Source organism: Streptomyces sp. 8N616 (genome assembly GCF_052246385.1).
Taxonomy (GTDB): domain Bacteria; phylum Actinomycetota; class Actinomycetes; order Streptomycetales; family Streptomycetaceae; genus Streptomyces.
Map to the genome: position 1 here is coordinate 157,263 of NZ_JBQQBY010000010.1, position 13,520 is coordinate 170,782.

Here is a 13,520-nt window from a genome sequence, read left to right on the forward strand (position 1 = left end):
GATCGAGTGGCGGGCACCGGACGGGGACCTCCCGGTCCGCCACGACGAGCTCCACCAGCCGCTGCCCGAGGGCAAGCGCCGCTTCCTCGACGGGACGAGCGGCACCGCCTACTACGTCCCGGCACTGCGCCGCACGGCCGGGGAGGCGGAGACGCGCCTCGAGGTGCGGGCGGTCGGCGCGGCGTTCGCCGCCTCCGCCGCGGCCGCGCTCGCGTACCGGTGGTGACGCACCGGAGGTGAGCGGGCCGGGTCCCCGGACCGGGCTGCGGGAGGGGGCAGGGCTGCGCGAGGGGGCAGGGTTGCGGTCGACAGCTCCCGGGGGTTCCGTGGGAGACAGCCGCTCTGGATGCCCTGGAACGGACGGAGGCCCGCATGGACGCTCCGTGGCACACCCGAGTCCCCCGGCTCCCGCGAGTCCCGGCAACCCGCGTCGCTGCGCTGCTGTTCGCCCTGGTCCTCGCCGTCCTCGCCGTTCTCGCCACCGGATGCGGCAGTGGGGCCGGCACCGGTCCGGGCGGGCGTACGACCACCACCTCCGCACCGCCGCACAGCGATCCGCCGCCTCCGCCCCCCTCCCCGGTCTTCTCCTCGCCTGCCGCGACCGCGCAGGACACGGTCGAGGAGGACATCGAGTCGGCGGTCGAGGTCGTCAACCGGTACTGGTCCGATCACTGGAGCGAGCTGTTCACCGGCACGTACCGGCCGCCCACGGTCCTCGGCGGGTACGACGGGTCCGCCGCCCGCGTGCCCACGTGCGGCGGCGAGCCGCTGACCGACGACAACGCCGTCTACTGCTCCCCCGCCGACTACCTCGCCTGGGACGTCGACCTGATGAATGCCGGGCACCGGGCCGGGGACGCCTGGGTCTATCTGGTGATCGCCCACGAGTGGGGCCACGCCGTCCAGAACCGGCTCGACACCGACCTGGTGGCTCTGCAGCTCGAGCTGCAGGCCGACTGCCTGGCGGGGGCCGTGCTGTTCGGGGCCGCCGAGGATGGCGCGCTCCGGTTCGAGGAGGGCGACACGGACGAGCTGACCCAGGCGCTGACGGTGCTCGCCGACGACACTCCCTGGACGAAGTCCTCGGACCACGGTGATGCCTCCGAACGCATCGGGGCGTTCAACAAGGGCGCGGACAGCGGCGTGACGGGCTGCATCCCGGGCTGAGGTCGTACCGGACTGACGTCGTACCGGACTGACGCCGCACGGCACCGGCCGCACAGCACGGCGCCCGGCCGCAAAGCCGTAGGCCATGCGGCGGACCCGGACCGGCGGGTCGGCCCGCGAAGGTCAGGATGATCCCCAACAATTCGGCTCATCAAATGACTTTTCGCTTGGACTCGACTCGCTGGGAGACCAGATGCGCTCTCGTCCCGCTCGTATCGCCGCCCTCGCCGCTCTCCTCGGCGGGTTCCTGATCGCCGCCCCGGCCGAGGCCGCCCCCACGGTCGACCCCCCGGCCGACCCCCCGGCCGAAGCCGCCCCCACGGCCGACGCCCCGACCGACGCCCCGACCGACGACCCGACCGACGACCGGAACGACGCTCCCGACTGCACGGTGCGCAGCAAGCGCCTCGCGGTGACCGTCGACCGCGAAGCAGGGACCGCGACGGCCACCGGCCGCTGGCACATCTCCTGCCGCTCGGCCACCGTCACCACAGCCGAGCTGAAGGTGCTCGCCCCGCGCCGCGCCCAGAAGCCGCTGAAGGGCAGCTACGGCACCCGGTTCCAGGGCTACACGTCGGTCACGGGCCCGGCCGACCCCGAGAACCCCGAGCTGACCGCGGTTCTCACCCTCAAGGCGGGCGACAAGGTCCTCGGCAAGCCGATCCGCGAGTGCGCCACGCGGCCGGACGGCAGCCCGTCCTGCTATCCGGGCCGGGACGACTCCCCGGACATGGCAGCGGACGTCCTCCACTTCCTGGGCGTCATCGGCGAACGGTCCGGCCCTGACGCCGCCGGCCGCGGCCTGATGAGCCTGATGGACGCGGACGCGGCGGTCAGCCCCGCGGCGCCGTTCGCGGCACGGTGATCGTCACCCGGAGGCCCTTCGGCTCGTTCCGGTCGTACGCGATCGAGGCCCCGCCCGCGGCCAGCAGCGCGCGGGAGATCGACAGCCCGAGCCCCGAGCCGGAGACGTTCTGGTGGCGGCTGCTGCGCCAGAAGCGGTCGCCGATCCGGGACAGCTCCTCCGCGCCGAGCCCGGGCCCCCCGTCCGCGACCGTGATCCGTACAGTGTCACCCTCGTGCTCCACGCCGACGCCGACCTCCTCGCCCTCCGGCGTGAACTTGAGGGCGTTGTCGACGACGGCATCCAGCGCGCTGGACAGGGCCACCGGGTCGGCCCACGCGGTGGCTCCCGCTGGGCCGTCGTAGGAGAGGCCGACGCCCTTGCTGTCGGCCACGGGACGCCAGGCGCCGACCCGCTCCTCCGACAGTCCCGCGACGTCCGTCAGTTGAAGGTCGGCCGGGGCGTGCTCGGCGAGAGCCAGGTCGAGGAGGTCGTCGAGCACGCGCGCCAGCCGCTTGCCCTCCGTGCGGACCGAGCCGATCTCCTCGTTGCCTTCGGGGAGTTCGAGCGCGAGCAGCTCGATCCGCAGCAGCAGCGCGGAGAGCGGGTTGCGCAGCTGGTGGGAGGCGTCCGCGACGAACGCGCGCTGCTGCTCCAGCACGTCCTCGACGTTATCGGCCATCTCGTTGAAGGAGCGGGCGAGACGGCGCAGCTCGGGCGGCCCGCCCGCGGCCGCCACCCTGGACTTCATCCTGCCGGTCGCGATGTCGTGGGTGGCCGCGTCGAGGATCCGTACTGGCCGCAGCACCCAGCCCGTGAGGCGGAAGGCGGCCCCGACGGCGAGGAGCATCGCGGCGGCCTCGCCCGCGCCGATGAGCAGCCAGCCGCGCAGGATGCCGGAGCGCATCTGGCCGGTGGGCGAATCGGTGACGACGACCGCGACCACGTCCCCGTCCCTGACTACGGGCGAGGCGACGGCGAGCCGGCCCCGCTGCCAGGGCCAGACCTGCTCCGGGTCGTGGCTGCGGCGGCCGGCCAGGGCCTCGCGGAAGGCCTCATCGCCCTCGCCGTCAGCGGGCACCGCCCAGCCGTCCGGGGCCTCGGCCATGGCCGTGCGGTCCCGGTAGAAGACACCGGCCCGTATCCCATACACCTCGTGGTACTGGTCGAGCTCCGCGCGCAGCGTGACCAGCCGGCCGCCCTCGTCCTCGGGCACGCGGGCCTCGGGACGGGCCGTGACGAACTGCGCAAGAGCGGCGAAACGCGCCATGTCGTCGATCCGGTCGACCACCACCCGCTGCTGCTGGGCGGCGGCCAGGCTCACCGCGAGGGGGAAGCCCAGGGCGAGCAGCACGCCCGCCATGAGGACGATGAGGAGCGGAAGGAGTCGGGTGCGCACCGGGCCTCGGGGTCCTCAGGCCACCGGGGCGACGAGGCGGTAGCCGACCCCGCGGACCGTCTCGATCAAGGCCGGCATCCGCAGCTTGGAGCGGAGCGAGGCGATGTGCACCTCGAGGGTACGGCCCGTCCCCTCCCAACTGGTCCGCCAGACCTCGCTGATGATCTGCTCCCGGCGGAAGACGACACCGGGGCGCTGCGCGAGCAGGGCCAGCAGGTCGAATTCCTTGCGGGTGAGCTGGACGGCGGCGCCGTCCACCGTGACCTGGCGGGTGGGCAGTTCGATGAGGACCACGCCGAGGCGGACGGGCTCGACCGGGCCGCCGCCGTCGCCACCGCCGGAGTCCTCGGCGGCGTTGTCGCCCGGTCCGGTGCGGCGGCTGACCGCGTGGATACGGGCCAGCAACTCGCCCGTGTCGTACGGCTTCACGACGTAGTCGTCCGCGCCGAGGTTCAGCCCGTGTATCCGGGAGCGCACATCGGCCCGGGCCGTCACCATGATCACGGGGGTGCTGGTGCGCTTGCGGATCCGTCCGCACACCTCGAAGCCGTCCTGGTCGGGCAGGCCGAGGTCGAGGAGCACCACGCCGTAGGGCGCGCCCTCGTCCGGCAGGAGGGCCTGGAGCGCCTCCTCGCCGCTGCGGGCGTGGGTGACGTCGAAGCCGTGCCGGGCGAGGACGGCGGACAGGGCGGCGGCGACGTGATCGTCGTCCTCGACGAGCAGCAGCCTCATGCGTCCCCCTCCCTGTCCTGGCTGTTCCGGCTGTCCGGGGTGTCCGGGCTTTTCGTGGCCACAGGGCATCCAGCCCGATGCGCGCGGGGCCCGTCAAGTGATGTCGGCGGCCCGCGGCGATCCGTTATGGAGCCGGTAAGGAAACCGCAACCACCGGGGCCCCTGAGGACCGGAGGGAAAAGCATTCGTTCCATCACCCAGCGTCGTCGCTGGTAGCCGTATCGTTATGCTCAATTTCCGCTCAGATGTAATGACGCTGGTCGGCCCTGCTCATTAAGGTCCTCCCAACCGAGGAGGACGGAGCAAGAAGCCGATGACCGAAGTATCGGTGACCAAGGACGCCGCGCCCGCGGCGGAACCCCTGGTCGTCCTGAACAACGTCAACAAGCACTTCGGCGCGCTGCATGTGCTCCAGGACATCGACCTGACCATCGCGCGCGGCGAGGTCGTCGTGGTCATCGGACCTTCCGGGTCCGGCAAGTCGACGCTGTGCCGCACGATCAACCGGCTGGAGAGCATCGACTCCGGCTCCATAGCGATCGACGGCAAGCCCCTCCCGCAGGAGGGCCGCGAACTGGCCCGGCTGCGTGCGGACGTCGGCATGGTCTTCCAGAGCTTCAATCTCTTCGCGCACAAGACGGTGCTGGAGAACGTGATGCTGGGCCAGGTCAAGGTCCGGCGTACGGACAAGAAGGCGGCCGGGGAGAAGGCCCGCGCCCTGCTCGACCGGGTCGGCGTCGGCACCCAGGCCGACAAGTACCCGGCCCAGCTCTCCGGCGGCCAGCAGCAGCGTGTGGCCATCGCCCGCGCGCTGGCCATGGATCCGAAGGTCATGCTCTTCGACGAGCCGACCTCGGCGCTCGACCCGGAGATGATCAACGAGGTGCTGGAGGTCATGCAGCAGCTCGCCCGTGACGGCATGACGATGGTCGTCGTCACCCACGAGATGGGCTTCGCGCGCTCGGCCGCGAACCGCGTCGTCTTCATGGCGGACGGCCGGATCGTCGAAGAGGCCCGGCCTGACCAGTTCTTCAGCAATCCGCGCAGCGACCGTGCCAAGGACTTCCTGTCGAAGATCCTTCACCACTGACGGCTCCCGCCGACGATCAACGTCTCACGACACAAAGGATGTTCACCATGAAGCTCCGCAAGACGGCCGCCGCCGCGGCGATCGCTGTGCTCGCACTGACCGCTACCGCGTGTGGCGGCGACTCCGGTACGGCCGGTGACCAGCCCAAGGGCGGGTCCGGCGGCAAGGACCAGCCGAAGCTGCCCACGTACACCGTGGCCAAGGACGTGAAGGTCGACTCGCCGACCTTGAAGAAGGCCCAGAAGGCCGGCAAGATCGTCTTCGGCGCCAAGAACGACCAGCCCTACCTCGGCTTCGAGGACACCGACGGCAAGCGCTCCGGCTTCGACATCGAGATCGCCAAGATGGTCGCCGCCGACCTCGGTTTCTCCGCCGACCAGATCGTGTTCAAGACCGTCGACTCCGGCGTCCGCGAGACCACCATCTCCAAGGGCGACGTCGACCTGTACGTCGGCACGTACACGATCAACGACGAGCGCAAGAAGCAGGTCGGCTTCGCCGGCCCGTACTTCATGGCCGGTGCCGACCTCCTCGTGCGCAAGGACGACAAGAGCATCACGGGCCCGGACTCCCTGAAGGGCAAGAAGGTCTGCTCGATCGTCGGCTCCACCCCGCTCGCGGAGATCAAGAAGCCGAAGTACGGCGCGGAGACCGTCGAGCTGGCCAAGTACTCGGAGTGCGTCCAGCAGCTGCTGAACAGCGAGGTCGACGCCGTCACCACCGACGACGCGATCCTCAAGGGCTACGCGGCGCAGCGCCCGGAGAAGCTCGAGGTCGTCGGCAAGCCGTTCACCGAGGAGCCGTACGGCGTCGGCATGAACAAGGACGACAAGGCGCTGCGCGACGCGGTGAGCGACGCCCTCGAGGCACACATCAAGAACGGCGACTACAAGAAGGCGTACGACGCGACGCTCGGCCTGTCGGGCTCCCCGTACTCCGAGCCGCCGGCTCTCGAGCGCTACTGAGACCCGCTACGAGTCCGCTGATCAGCCGGCAGTGAGCTGCCCGCCCCCGTACGCACCCGCGCGGTGCGTACGGGGCGCGGCGCCCCCTGCCTGACCGCCGCCGCCCACGAGGACTTCCCCGTGAACGTATTGCTCGACCACCTGTCGCTGTTCCGCGAGGGGTTCATAGGCACGATCCTGCTGACCCTGTCCAGCGGGCTGCTCGCGATGGTGCTGGGTGTCGTCATCGCCGGCTTCCGGGTCTCGCCCGTCCCGCCGCTGCGGTTCTTCGGCACCGCCTGGGTCACGCTCTTCCGGAACACCCCGCTGACGCTGCTGTTTCTGGTCGCGTGGTTCGTCGTGCCCGTGATCTTCGCCCCCGGCCTCAATCCGTGGACCAAGGCGCTGCTGGCGCTCGGCTTCTACACCTCGGCCTTCGTCTGCGAAGCCGTCAGGTCCGGTATCAACACCGTGCCGCTCGGTCAGGCCGAGGCAGCGCGCAGCATCGGCATGACGTTCTTCCAGACGCTGCGGCTGATCGTCCTGCCTCAGGCCACGCGCACCGTCGTCCCGCCGCTCAGCAGCATCTTCATCGCGCTGACCAAGAACTCGGCCATCGCGGGCGCGTTCAGCGTCACCGAACTGTTCGGTGTGCAGAAGCGCCTGAGCGACCTGGGCTACGACATCGCCTGGATCTTCCTCTGGGTCGCCCTCGCGTACCTGGTCATCACCTTCTCCATCAGCGGTCTCTTCCGGCTGCTCGAGCGGCGCCTGGAGGTCGCACGATGAGTTCGAGCGTCCTGTTCGACACACCGGGCCCCAAGGCCCGGGTACGCAACCGCATCTACACGGTCGTCGGATCTCTGCTGGTGCTCGGGCTGATCGCCTTCTCGGTCTTCCGCCTCTCCGAGAAGGGCCAGCTCGAGCCCGAGGTCTGGAACATCTTCAACAACGCCGGCGTGCGGGCGAACATCCGCGACGGCGTGCTCACCACCCTCCAGGTCTTCGCGGTCGCCGGGCTGCTGTCGCTCGTGCTCGGAGCCCTGCTCGCCATCGCCCGGCTCTCCGACCACCGGATCGTGAGCTGGCTGGCCACCGGGTTCATCGAACTCTTCCGGGCCGTCCCGCTGCTGATCACCATCTACGCCCTGTGGGTGCTCTTCCTCTCCTACAAGGCGGACCTGGGCTTCATCGGCGACAACACCGCGTTCTGGGCGCTGGTCCTCGGCCTCACCATCTACAACGGGTCCGTGCAGGCGGAGGTGCTCAGGGCCGGGATCAACGCGGTGCCGCGCGGGCAGGTGGAGGCGGCGTACGCGCTGGGGCTGCGCAAGTCCCAGGTGATGACCACGCTGCTGCTGCCGCAGGCCGTCCGGTCGATGCTGCCGACGATCATCAGCCAGCTCGTCGTCACGCTCAAGGACACCTCGCTCGGCTACATCATCACGTACGCGGAGCTGCTGTACGCGGCGCGGACGATGGCCAACAACATCATCGTCAACGGGGAGAACCCGATCACGCCGGTCGTCATCGTCGTCGGCGCGATCTACGTCGCGATGTGCCTGGCCCTGTCGTCGCTCGCCACCTGGATCGAGAAGCGCGGGCGCCGCGCCAAGACCGGGATCGCGGTGGCCGCGGCGGCGGAACCGGCCGAGGCACCGGACGTGCTCAGCGTGGACGCCGCAGCGGGACCGGCCGGCCGCGGGACGGGCGCCGGAGAGCCGGGGGCCACCGAGCCGGGGGCCACCGACGAACCACCGGCGCCCAAGGCCTGACCCGGGGTCTGACCCACGGCCTGACCCGGGTTCTGGCCGGGGCGTGACCTGGTTCTGGCCCGAGGTCTGATCCGGGGCCTGGCCCCGGGCCGGACTTCACGTCTGACGAACTGTCGGCAGCGGCGCGGGAGGCGCCGCTGCCGATGTCGTTTGATGCAAGCACCCGCGAGTGGCTGCATACTTTTGCTGTGATCGCGCACCGGGCTCCCCTTGCCACATTCTGTACGTCCCATACGGCCCAGGGAGCCGCGCCGTGGACCCGGTGATCGTCGTCGGGGCGGGTCCTGTCGGGCTCTGCACCGCCCTGGCGCTCACGCGACTCGGGGTGCCCGTCGTCGTACTCGACGAGGGCCCCGGGTACGACGAACCGCGGCCCGCGCGCACCGCCGTACTCCGCCAGGACACCGCCGCCTTCCTGCGGCGGCTCGGCTGCACGCCCGCGCCCGATGAGGCGTGCGGCTGGAGCGCGTGGCGGACGATGCGGCGCCGACAGGTGGCGCGCCGACTGGAGTTGGGGGGTGGCGGCTCGGCCGCGGTCGGCGCGGAGAAGAGCCACGCGGAGAAGAGCCAGGCGGAGGCGGGCAGCGGCGCCGGCATGGGCGCGGGTGCGGCTGGTGCGGGCGGCCCGGGTGTCGGCGGACCAGGCGTCGGCCTGCCGGGCGTCGGCCTGGCGGACGAGGGCGGGTTCCCGGAGTCCCCGCTGCATGTGCCGCAGCACGCGCTGACCCGCCGGCTGCGGGCCGCGCTCGCCGAGGAACGGCTCGCCCAGATCGCCACCCACAGCAAGCTCGACGCCCTCGAACAGGACGACCGGGGCGTCACCGCCCACGCCCGCCGCCCCAGCGTCTCCCATGAGTCATCCCCTCCAGAACCGGGGACGCAGGGCGCAGGGGCGACGCCGAGCACCGGGACGTGGTGGCGCGGCAGTTACCTGATCGGCTGCGACGGCCAGCGCTCCGCCGTCCGCAAGCTGCTGGACGTGCGCTTCCCGGGCCGTACGGCGGTCGAGCGGCACGCCGTCGCCGCGCTGCGCGCCGAGCTGCCCTGGCCCGGCGAAGCCGTGCTGCACCGGTTCCCGCCGAACGGCGGGGAAGTGACGGCCCGTCCGCTGCCCGGCGACATCTGGCGGCTGGACTGGCTGCTGCCACCGCGCGGCGAACTGGTCACCCCCGAGGCGCTCGTGACCCGGATCCGCGACACGCTGGCCCTGTGGTGCGGCAGCACCCCGCCGTACGAACTGCTGGACACCGGCGTGCACACCGTCCACCACCGGCTCGCCAGGCGCTGGCGCGTGGGCCGGGCCTTCCTCGCCGGGGGCGCGGCCCATCTGCTCGGTGCGCTGGGCACGCAGGAGCTCGACGAAGGGCTGCGGGACGCCGGCAACCTCGCCTGGAAGCTCGCACTGGTCTGGCACCGCCACGCCTCCGACGCGCTCCTCGACAGCTACCAGGCCGAGCGCCGCGCCGCGGTCGCGGCGCGGCTGCGCGCCGCCGACCAGGCGCTGCCCCTGGTGCGCGGCAGCGGCAGCTGGCCCGCGGTACGCCGGACGCTGATGCCCGGAGGGGCGCGGGGGCACGATGCGCTCCTCACGGACGGGCATTTGGGACACGGGCCGCTGGGCGCGCCCCCCGTGTACGCGCGCTCTCCCCTCACGCCTCAAGCGCCGGACGACTCGGCGCAGGCCCAGGTCGCCACGCCGCCCGGTGCCCCGGTCGCGGACGTGCCGGTCACGGCGCCGGACGGCTCGGCGGCGCGGCTGCGGGACCGGCTCGGCCGCGACCTGCTGGTGGTGCTGGTGGCGCCCGGCACGGCCGTGTGGGAGCGCCGTCACTGGGTGAGCGCGGGGCTGATGCCGCAGCTCGCGGCCGCCGTTGCGGCGCTCCCGGTAAGGGCCGAGCTCCTGGTCACCGAGGGATACCCGGGTGCGCCTGCGCACACCGTGCTTCTCGTACGGCCCGACGGGCACCTGGTCGCCGCCATGGCGGGAGTACGGCCCGCCGACCTGTACGCGTGCGCCGAAGCGGCGCGCGGCGGCACCGCCGTACCGCCGCAGGCCACGGCGCGGGGTGCTGCTGCCGGGTCCGCGGGCAAGGCGTCGGCGCACCGCTGACCGAGGGGAGAGTCGCGGTGAACGCGCCGGTTGCCGTGTGCCGGTTGCGGGTTGCCGGTTGCACGATGCGGCCGCCCTGGTGTGTTTCGTCCCACGTGTCCCCCCTGTTGACCCCAGCACAGGTGCATGGTTGACTCCGGAACGTGACTGACACCCGGCTGTGCTTCTGGCGGAGGGTCCATGTGGACCTCGTCCGCTATGCGGGCTGCGTGTGTCGTCCGTCCTGTTGATCCGATTCCTTCCTTCGCGCGGGCTGATGCCGCGCTCCTCCACGATCGCCCAGGACGGACTTGTGTCACCCACTTCTCCCGTCGCCTCCGGCGACCCCTCCGCGACCACGTACGCTCCGGCCGCTGACGCGTCCACGCGCACACCCACGACGCCTACGAGGCCTACGACTCCCCCGACGGACTCGGGCCCCACGGCGCAGGAACTGCTCGACTTCGCCCGCCGCACGGTCGCCGACCGGGAACTCGTCGACTCGCTCCCCCTCGACCCCGAGGGCCGCACCTGGATTCGGCTCGACGGGCCCGGCGGCAGCGAGGCCTGGCTCATCGGCTGGCCGCCCAGCACCGGCACCGGATGGCACGACCACGGCGGCTCGCGGGGCGCCTTCGCCACCGCGAGCGGCCGGCTGACCGAGCAGTCCCTTGCCGTTCAGCTGCCCACGGAGGGCTGGCGCACGCTCGAACTGGCCGAGGGCGTCGACCGCGAGCGGCAGCTGCCCGCCGGAAAGGGCCGGGCCTTCGGCCCGCACCATGTACACCAGGTACTGAACCTCTCCACCGAAGAGCACGCCGTATCGGTTCACGCGTACTACCCGCCGCTGCCGCTGATGCGGCGCTACAGCCGTACGGGTCCCGTGCTGCGGCTGGAGGCGGTCGAGCAACCGGAGGAGTGGGAGTGAGCGGCACCACGGCGGACACCAGGCAGACGCGGCCGAAGAGCATCGACACGCTGCTCGAGGAAACCCGCGCGGAGCTGGACCGGCTCGGCCCGGAGCAGGCCGCCGAGGCGGTGGCGGCCGGTGCACTGCTGGTCGACACCCGCTACGCGGCGCTGCGCGAGCGCGACGGCACCATCCCGGGCGCGCTCATCGTGGAGCGCAACGAGCTGGAGTGGCGGCTCGACCCACTCGGCGACCACCGCGCCCCCGAGGCGACGAGCCACGACCTGCGGGTCATCGTGGTCTGCAATGAGGGGTACGCGTCGAGTCTCGCGGCAGCCTCCCTGCGGCAGTTGGGCCTCCACCGGGCCACGGACCTGGAAGGCGGCTTCCAGGCGTGGCGCACGGCCGGCCTGCCGGTGGACCCGCCGAAGTCGGCCGCGGAGCAGGTGGATCGGGCCGGATCCGACTAGTCGGCCGGTCCTGCTGCGGTCGGCTGACGGGCCATCAGCCAGCTGGAGTCAGAAACGACCGACAACGCCGGGCGCTCGGCGGGCAGTGCGGTCGGCCCTGAGCGCGGCCGGGCCGTCGAGTCGCCGGTACGGACTGCCGGACGCTGACCCGCTGCCCCCGCCGGAGGGCGGCTACCGGCTACGCGTCCGGCAGGTGGTACTCCAGCAACTCCGGGTCCTCGCCCTCCTCCTCGAGCGCACGGCGCACCACCCTCAGGGCCACGCCCTCGGCGTAGCCCTTGCGCGCCAGCATTCCGGCGAGGCGGCGGATGCGCTTCTCCCGGTCGAGGCCGCGCGTCGCCCGGAGCTTGCGCTCGACCAGCTCCCGGGCGGTCTGCTCCTCCTGCTCGGAGTCGAGCTGCCCGACGGCGTCGTCGATGAGCGCGGATTCGACGCCCTTGGTGCGTAGTTCGCGCGCGAGTGCGCGGCGGGCGAGGCCGCGGCCGTGGTGCCGGGACTCCACCCATGCCTCGGCGAACGCCGCGTCGTCGATCAGCCCGACGTCTTCGAACCGGGAGAGCACCTCCTCGGCCGCGTCGTCCGGGATGCCGCGCCTGCGCAGCGCATCCGCGAGCTGCTTGCGGGTGCGCGGAGTCCCGGTGAGCAGACGCAGGCAGATGGCCCGCGCCTGCTCCTCCGGGCTGCGCGGCGCCCCCTGTTCGGCCCTCGACGAAGAGGAGGCGCCGCTGTCCGTGCGTACTTCACCGCCGACATCGGCGACATCGCCGACATCGTTGACCCTGCCACCACTGCTGTCGCCACTATTGCCGCCCCCGACGTCCCCCCAGTCGGTCCGACGCGTCATGGATCAGCTCTTGGCCGCGGCGGCCTTGGTCGCCTTGGCGGCCTTGGCCGCGGGGGCGGTCGCGGCAGCCGGAGCGGCCACGGAACCCGCAACACCCGCCGCGTCCGTGCCCGGCTCCCCCGCCGGATCCTCCGGCTTCACACCGATGCCCAGCTTCTCCTTGATCTTCTTCTCGATCTCGTTGGCCAGGTCGGGGTTGTCCTTCAGGAAGTTGCGGGCGTTCTCCTTGCCCTGGCCGAGCTGGTCGCCCTCGTACGTGTACCAGGCGCCGGACTTGCGGATGAAGCCGTGCTCGACGCCCATGTCGATCAGGCCGCCCTCACGGCTGATGCCCTGCCCGTAGAGGATGTCGAACTCGGCCTGCTTGAAGGGCGGTGCGACCTTGTTCTTGACGACCTTGACGCGGGTGCGGTTGCCGACCGCGTCGGTGCCGTCCTTGAGGGTCTCGATCCTGCGGATGTCGAGCCGCACCGAGGCGTAGAACTTCAGCGCCCGGCCACCGGTCGTGGTCTCCGGCGAGCCGAACATCACGCCGACCTTCTCGCGAAGCTGGTTGATGAAGATCGCGGTGGTCTTCGACTGGTTCAGCGCACCCGTGATCTTGCGGAGGGCCTGGCTCATCAGCCGGGCCTGGAGGCCGACATGGGAGTCGCCCATCTCGCCCTCGATCTCCGCGCGCGGCACCAGTGCGGCCACCGAGTCGATGACGATGAGGTCGAGAGCGCCGGAGCGGATCAGCATGTCTGTGATCTCCAGCGCCTGCTCGCCGTTGTCCGGCTGCGACAGGATCAGCGAGTCGATGTCCACGCCGAGCTTCTTCGCGTACTCGGGGTCGAGGGCGTGCTCGGCGTCCACGAAGGCGACCGTGCCGCCCAACCGCTGGGCGTTCGCCACCGCGTGCAGGGTCAGGGTCGTCTTGCCGGAGGACTCCGGGCCGTACACCTCGACCACGCGGCCGCGCGGCAGACCGCCGACGCCCAGCGCGACATCGAGAGCGGTCGACCCAGTGGGGATGACCTCGATGGGCTCGTTCGGCCGCTCCCCCAGGCGCATCACGGCGCCCTTGCCGAATTGCCGTTCAATCTGCGCGAGCGCGGCGTCGAGCGCCTTCTCGCGGTCGGTTCCTGCCATGGGTTCCACCCGGTTTGCTTGAGTCGATCGCTTCACGTCCACGACGCTAACGCCTGCCACTGACAATCCGCCCGGGCGCCGTCCGGCCTGTGGAAAACCGGGCTGGAACACCATGAGAATAGATG

15 protein-coding genes are annotated in these 13,520 nt (G+C 71.7%); 11 read left to right on the forward strand and 4 right to left on the reverse strand.

All coding sequences use genetic code 11. From position 1 onward, the window contains the following. Position 1 precedes the first annotated feature (1 nt). The 3 genes from ACTWQC_RS11770 (at position 2) to ACTWQC_RS11780 (ending at position 2,032) form a co-directional block, all read left to right on the forward strand. On the forward strand, positions 2–226 hold the full coding sequence (locus tag ACTWQC_RS11770) for a GH85 family endohexosaminidase C-terminal domain-containing protein (RefSeq protein ID WP_443315602.1): 225 nt from the start codon (positions 2–4) through the stop codon (positions 224–226). A 146-nt stretch (positions 227–372) separates the two neighbouring features. Next, complete coding sequence (locus ACTWQC_RS11775) at positions 373–1,167, forward strand: neutral zinc metallopeptidase (RefSeq protein WP_443315565.1); 795 nt, start codon at positions 373–375, stop codon at positions 1,165–1,167. A 193-nt stretch (positions 1,168–1,360) separates the two neighbouring features. Continuing rightward, positions 1,361–2,032, forward strand: coding sequence for a hypothetical protein (locus tag ACTWQC_RS11780; RefSeq protein WP_443315566.1), 672 nt, complete (start codon positions 1,361–1,363; stop codon positions 2,030–2,032). Here ACTWQC_RS11780 and ACTWQC_RS11785 read toward each other — a convergent pair. Continuing rightward, positions 2,001–3,410 (reverse strand): ATP-binding protein, encoded by a 1,410-nt coding sequence (locus ACTWQC_RS11785; RefSeq protein WP_443315567.1) that lies wholly within the window; start codon positions 3,408–3,410, stop codon positions 2,001–2,003. The genes ACTWQC_RS11780 and ACTWQC_RS11785 overlap by 32 nt on opposite strands. 15 nt (positions 3,411–3,425) lie before the next feature. Beyond that, positions 3,426–4,142: a response regulator transcription factor gene (locus ACTWQC_RS11790; protein WP_443315568.1), complete on the reverse strand. Its 717-nt coding sequence runs from the start codon at positions 4,140–4,142 to the stop codon at positions 3,426–3,428. A 313-nt stretch (positions 4,143–4,455) separates the two neighbouring features. Here ACTWQC_RS11790 and ACTWQC_RS11795 point away from each other — a divergent pair, with 313 nt between their 5' ends. The 8 genes from ACTWQC_RS11795 (at position 4,456) to ACTWQC_RS11830 (ending at position 11,420) form a co-directional block, all read left to right on the forward strand. Then, positions 4,456–5,232 (forward strand): amino acid ABC transporter ATP-binding protein, encoded by a 777-nt coding sequence (locus ACTWQC_RS11795; protein ID WP_443315569.1) that lies wholly within the window; start codon positions 4,456–4,458, stop codon positions 5,230–5,232. 47 nt (positions 5,233–5,279) lie between these two features. Continuing rightward, a complete protein-coding gene (locus tag ACTWQC_RS11800) occupies positions 5,280–6,197 on the forward strand; it encodes a glutamate ABC transporter substrate-binding protein (protein ID WP_443315570.1) in 918 nt (305 codons plus the stop codon). Positions 6,198–6,317: 120 nt separating this feature from the next. Next, positions 6,318–6,965, forward strand: coding sequence for an amino acid ABC transporter permease (locus tag ACTWQC_RS11805; RefSeq protein WP_443315571.1), 648 nt, complete (start codon positions 6,318–6,320; stop codon positions 6,963–6,965). Next, entirely contained in the window at positions 6,962–7,951 is a 990-nt protein-coding gene (locus tag ACTWQC_RS11810) for an amino acid ABC transporter permease (protein ID WP_443315572.1), read from the forward strand. The genes ACTWQC_RS11805 and ACTWQC_RS11810 overlap by 4 nt, the downstream gene beginning before the upstream one ends. A 253-nt stretch (positions 7,952–8,204) precedes the next feature. After that, positions 8,205–10,061: an FAD-dependent monooxygenase gene (locus tag ACTWQC_RS11815; protein WP_443315573.1), complete on the forward strand. Its 1,857-nt coding sequence runs from the start codon at positions 8,205–8,207 to the stop codon at positions 10,059–10,061. Between the two features lie 143 nt (positions 10,062–10,204). Beyond that, on the forward strand, positions 10,205–10,291 hold the full coding sequence (locus tag ACTWQC_RS11820) for a putative leader peptide (protein ID WP_443315603.1): 87 nt from the start codon (positions 10,205–10,207) through the stop codon (positions 10,289–10,291). A gap of 62 nt (positions 10,292–10,353) precedes the next feature. Further along, positions 10,354–10,968 carry a cysteine dioxygenase gene (locus tag ACTWQC_RS11825; protein WP_443315574.1) on the forward strand — a complete coding sequence of 205 codons (615 nt, stop codon included), beginning with the start codon at positions 10,354–10,356 and terminating at the stop codon, positions 10,966–10,968. Next, a complete protein-coding gene (locus ACTWQC_RS11830) occupies positions 10,965–11,420 on the forward strand; it encodes a rhodanese-like domain-containing protein (protein ID WP_443315575.1) in 456 nt (151 codons plus the stop codon). Before ACTWQC_RS11825 ends, ACTWQC_RS11830 begins: the two co-directional genes overlap by 4 nt. A gap of 178 nt (positions 11,421–11,598) precedes the next feature. On the opposite strand, the gene recX is transcribed toward ACTWQC_RS11830, so the two are convergent. Both recX and recA read right to left on the reverse strand, forming a co-directional pair. Next, positions 11,599–12,264 (reverse strand): recombination regulator RecX, encoded by a 666-nt coding sequence (gene recX / locus ACTWQC_RS11835; RefSeq protein ID WP_443315576.1) that lies wholly within the window; start codon positions 12,262–12,264, stop codon positions 11,599–11,601. A 3-nt stretch (positions 12,265–12,267) separates the two neighbouring features. Further along, positions 12,268–13,395: a recombinase RecA gene (gene recA, locus ACTWQC_RS11840; protein WP_443315577.1), complete on the reverse strand. Its 1,128-nt coding sequence runs from the start codon at positions 13,393–13,395 to the stop codon at positions 12,268–12,270. Positions 13,396–13,520 lie beyond the last annotated feature (125 nt).

Excerpts from the sequence above, each read along its gene's own strand:
- ACTWQC_RS11795 (WP_443315569.1), top strand. The coding sequence starts at position 4,456 with ATGACCGAAGTATCGGTGACCAAGGACGCCGCGCCCGCGGCGGAACCC.
- ACTWQC_RS11780 (WP_443315566.1), top strand. The coding sequence starts at position 1,361 with ATGCGCTCTCGTCCCGCTCGTATCGCCGCCCTCGCCGCTCTCCTCGGC.
- ACTWQC_RS11790 (WP_443315568.1), bottom strand. The coding sequence starts at position 4,142 with ATGAGGCTGCTGCTCGTCGAGGACGACGATCACGTCGCCGCCGCCCTG.
- ACTWQC_RS11775 (WP_443315565.1), top strand. The coding sequence starts at position 373 with ATGGACGCTCCGTGGCACACCCGAGTCCCCCGGCTCCCGCGAGTCCCG.
- ACTWQC_RS11810 (WP_443315572.1), top strand. The coding sequence starts at position 6,962 with ATGAGTTCGAGCGTCCTGTTCGACACACCGGGCCCCAAGGCCCGGGTA.
- ACTWQC_RS11800 (WP_443315570.1), top strand. The coding sequence starts at position 5,280 with ATGAAGCTCCGCAAGACGGCCGCCGCCGCGGCGATCGCTGTGCTCGCA.
- recX (WP_443315576.1), bottom strand. The coding sequence starts at position 12,264 with ATGACGCGTCGGACCGACTGGGGGGACGTCGGGGGCGGCAATAGTGGC.
- recA (WP_443315577.1), bottom strand. The coding sequence starts at position 13,395 with ATGGCAGGAACCGACCGCGAGAAGGCGCTCGACGCCGCGCTCGCGCAG.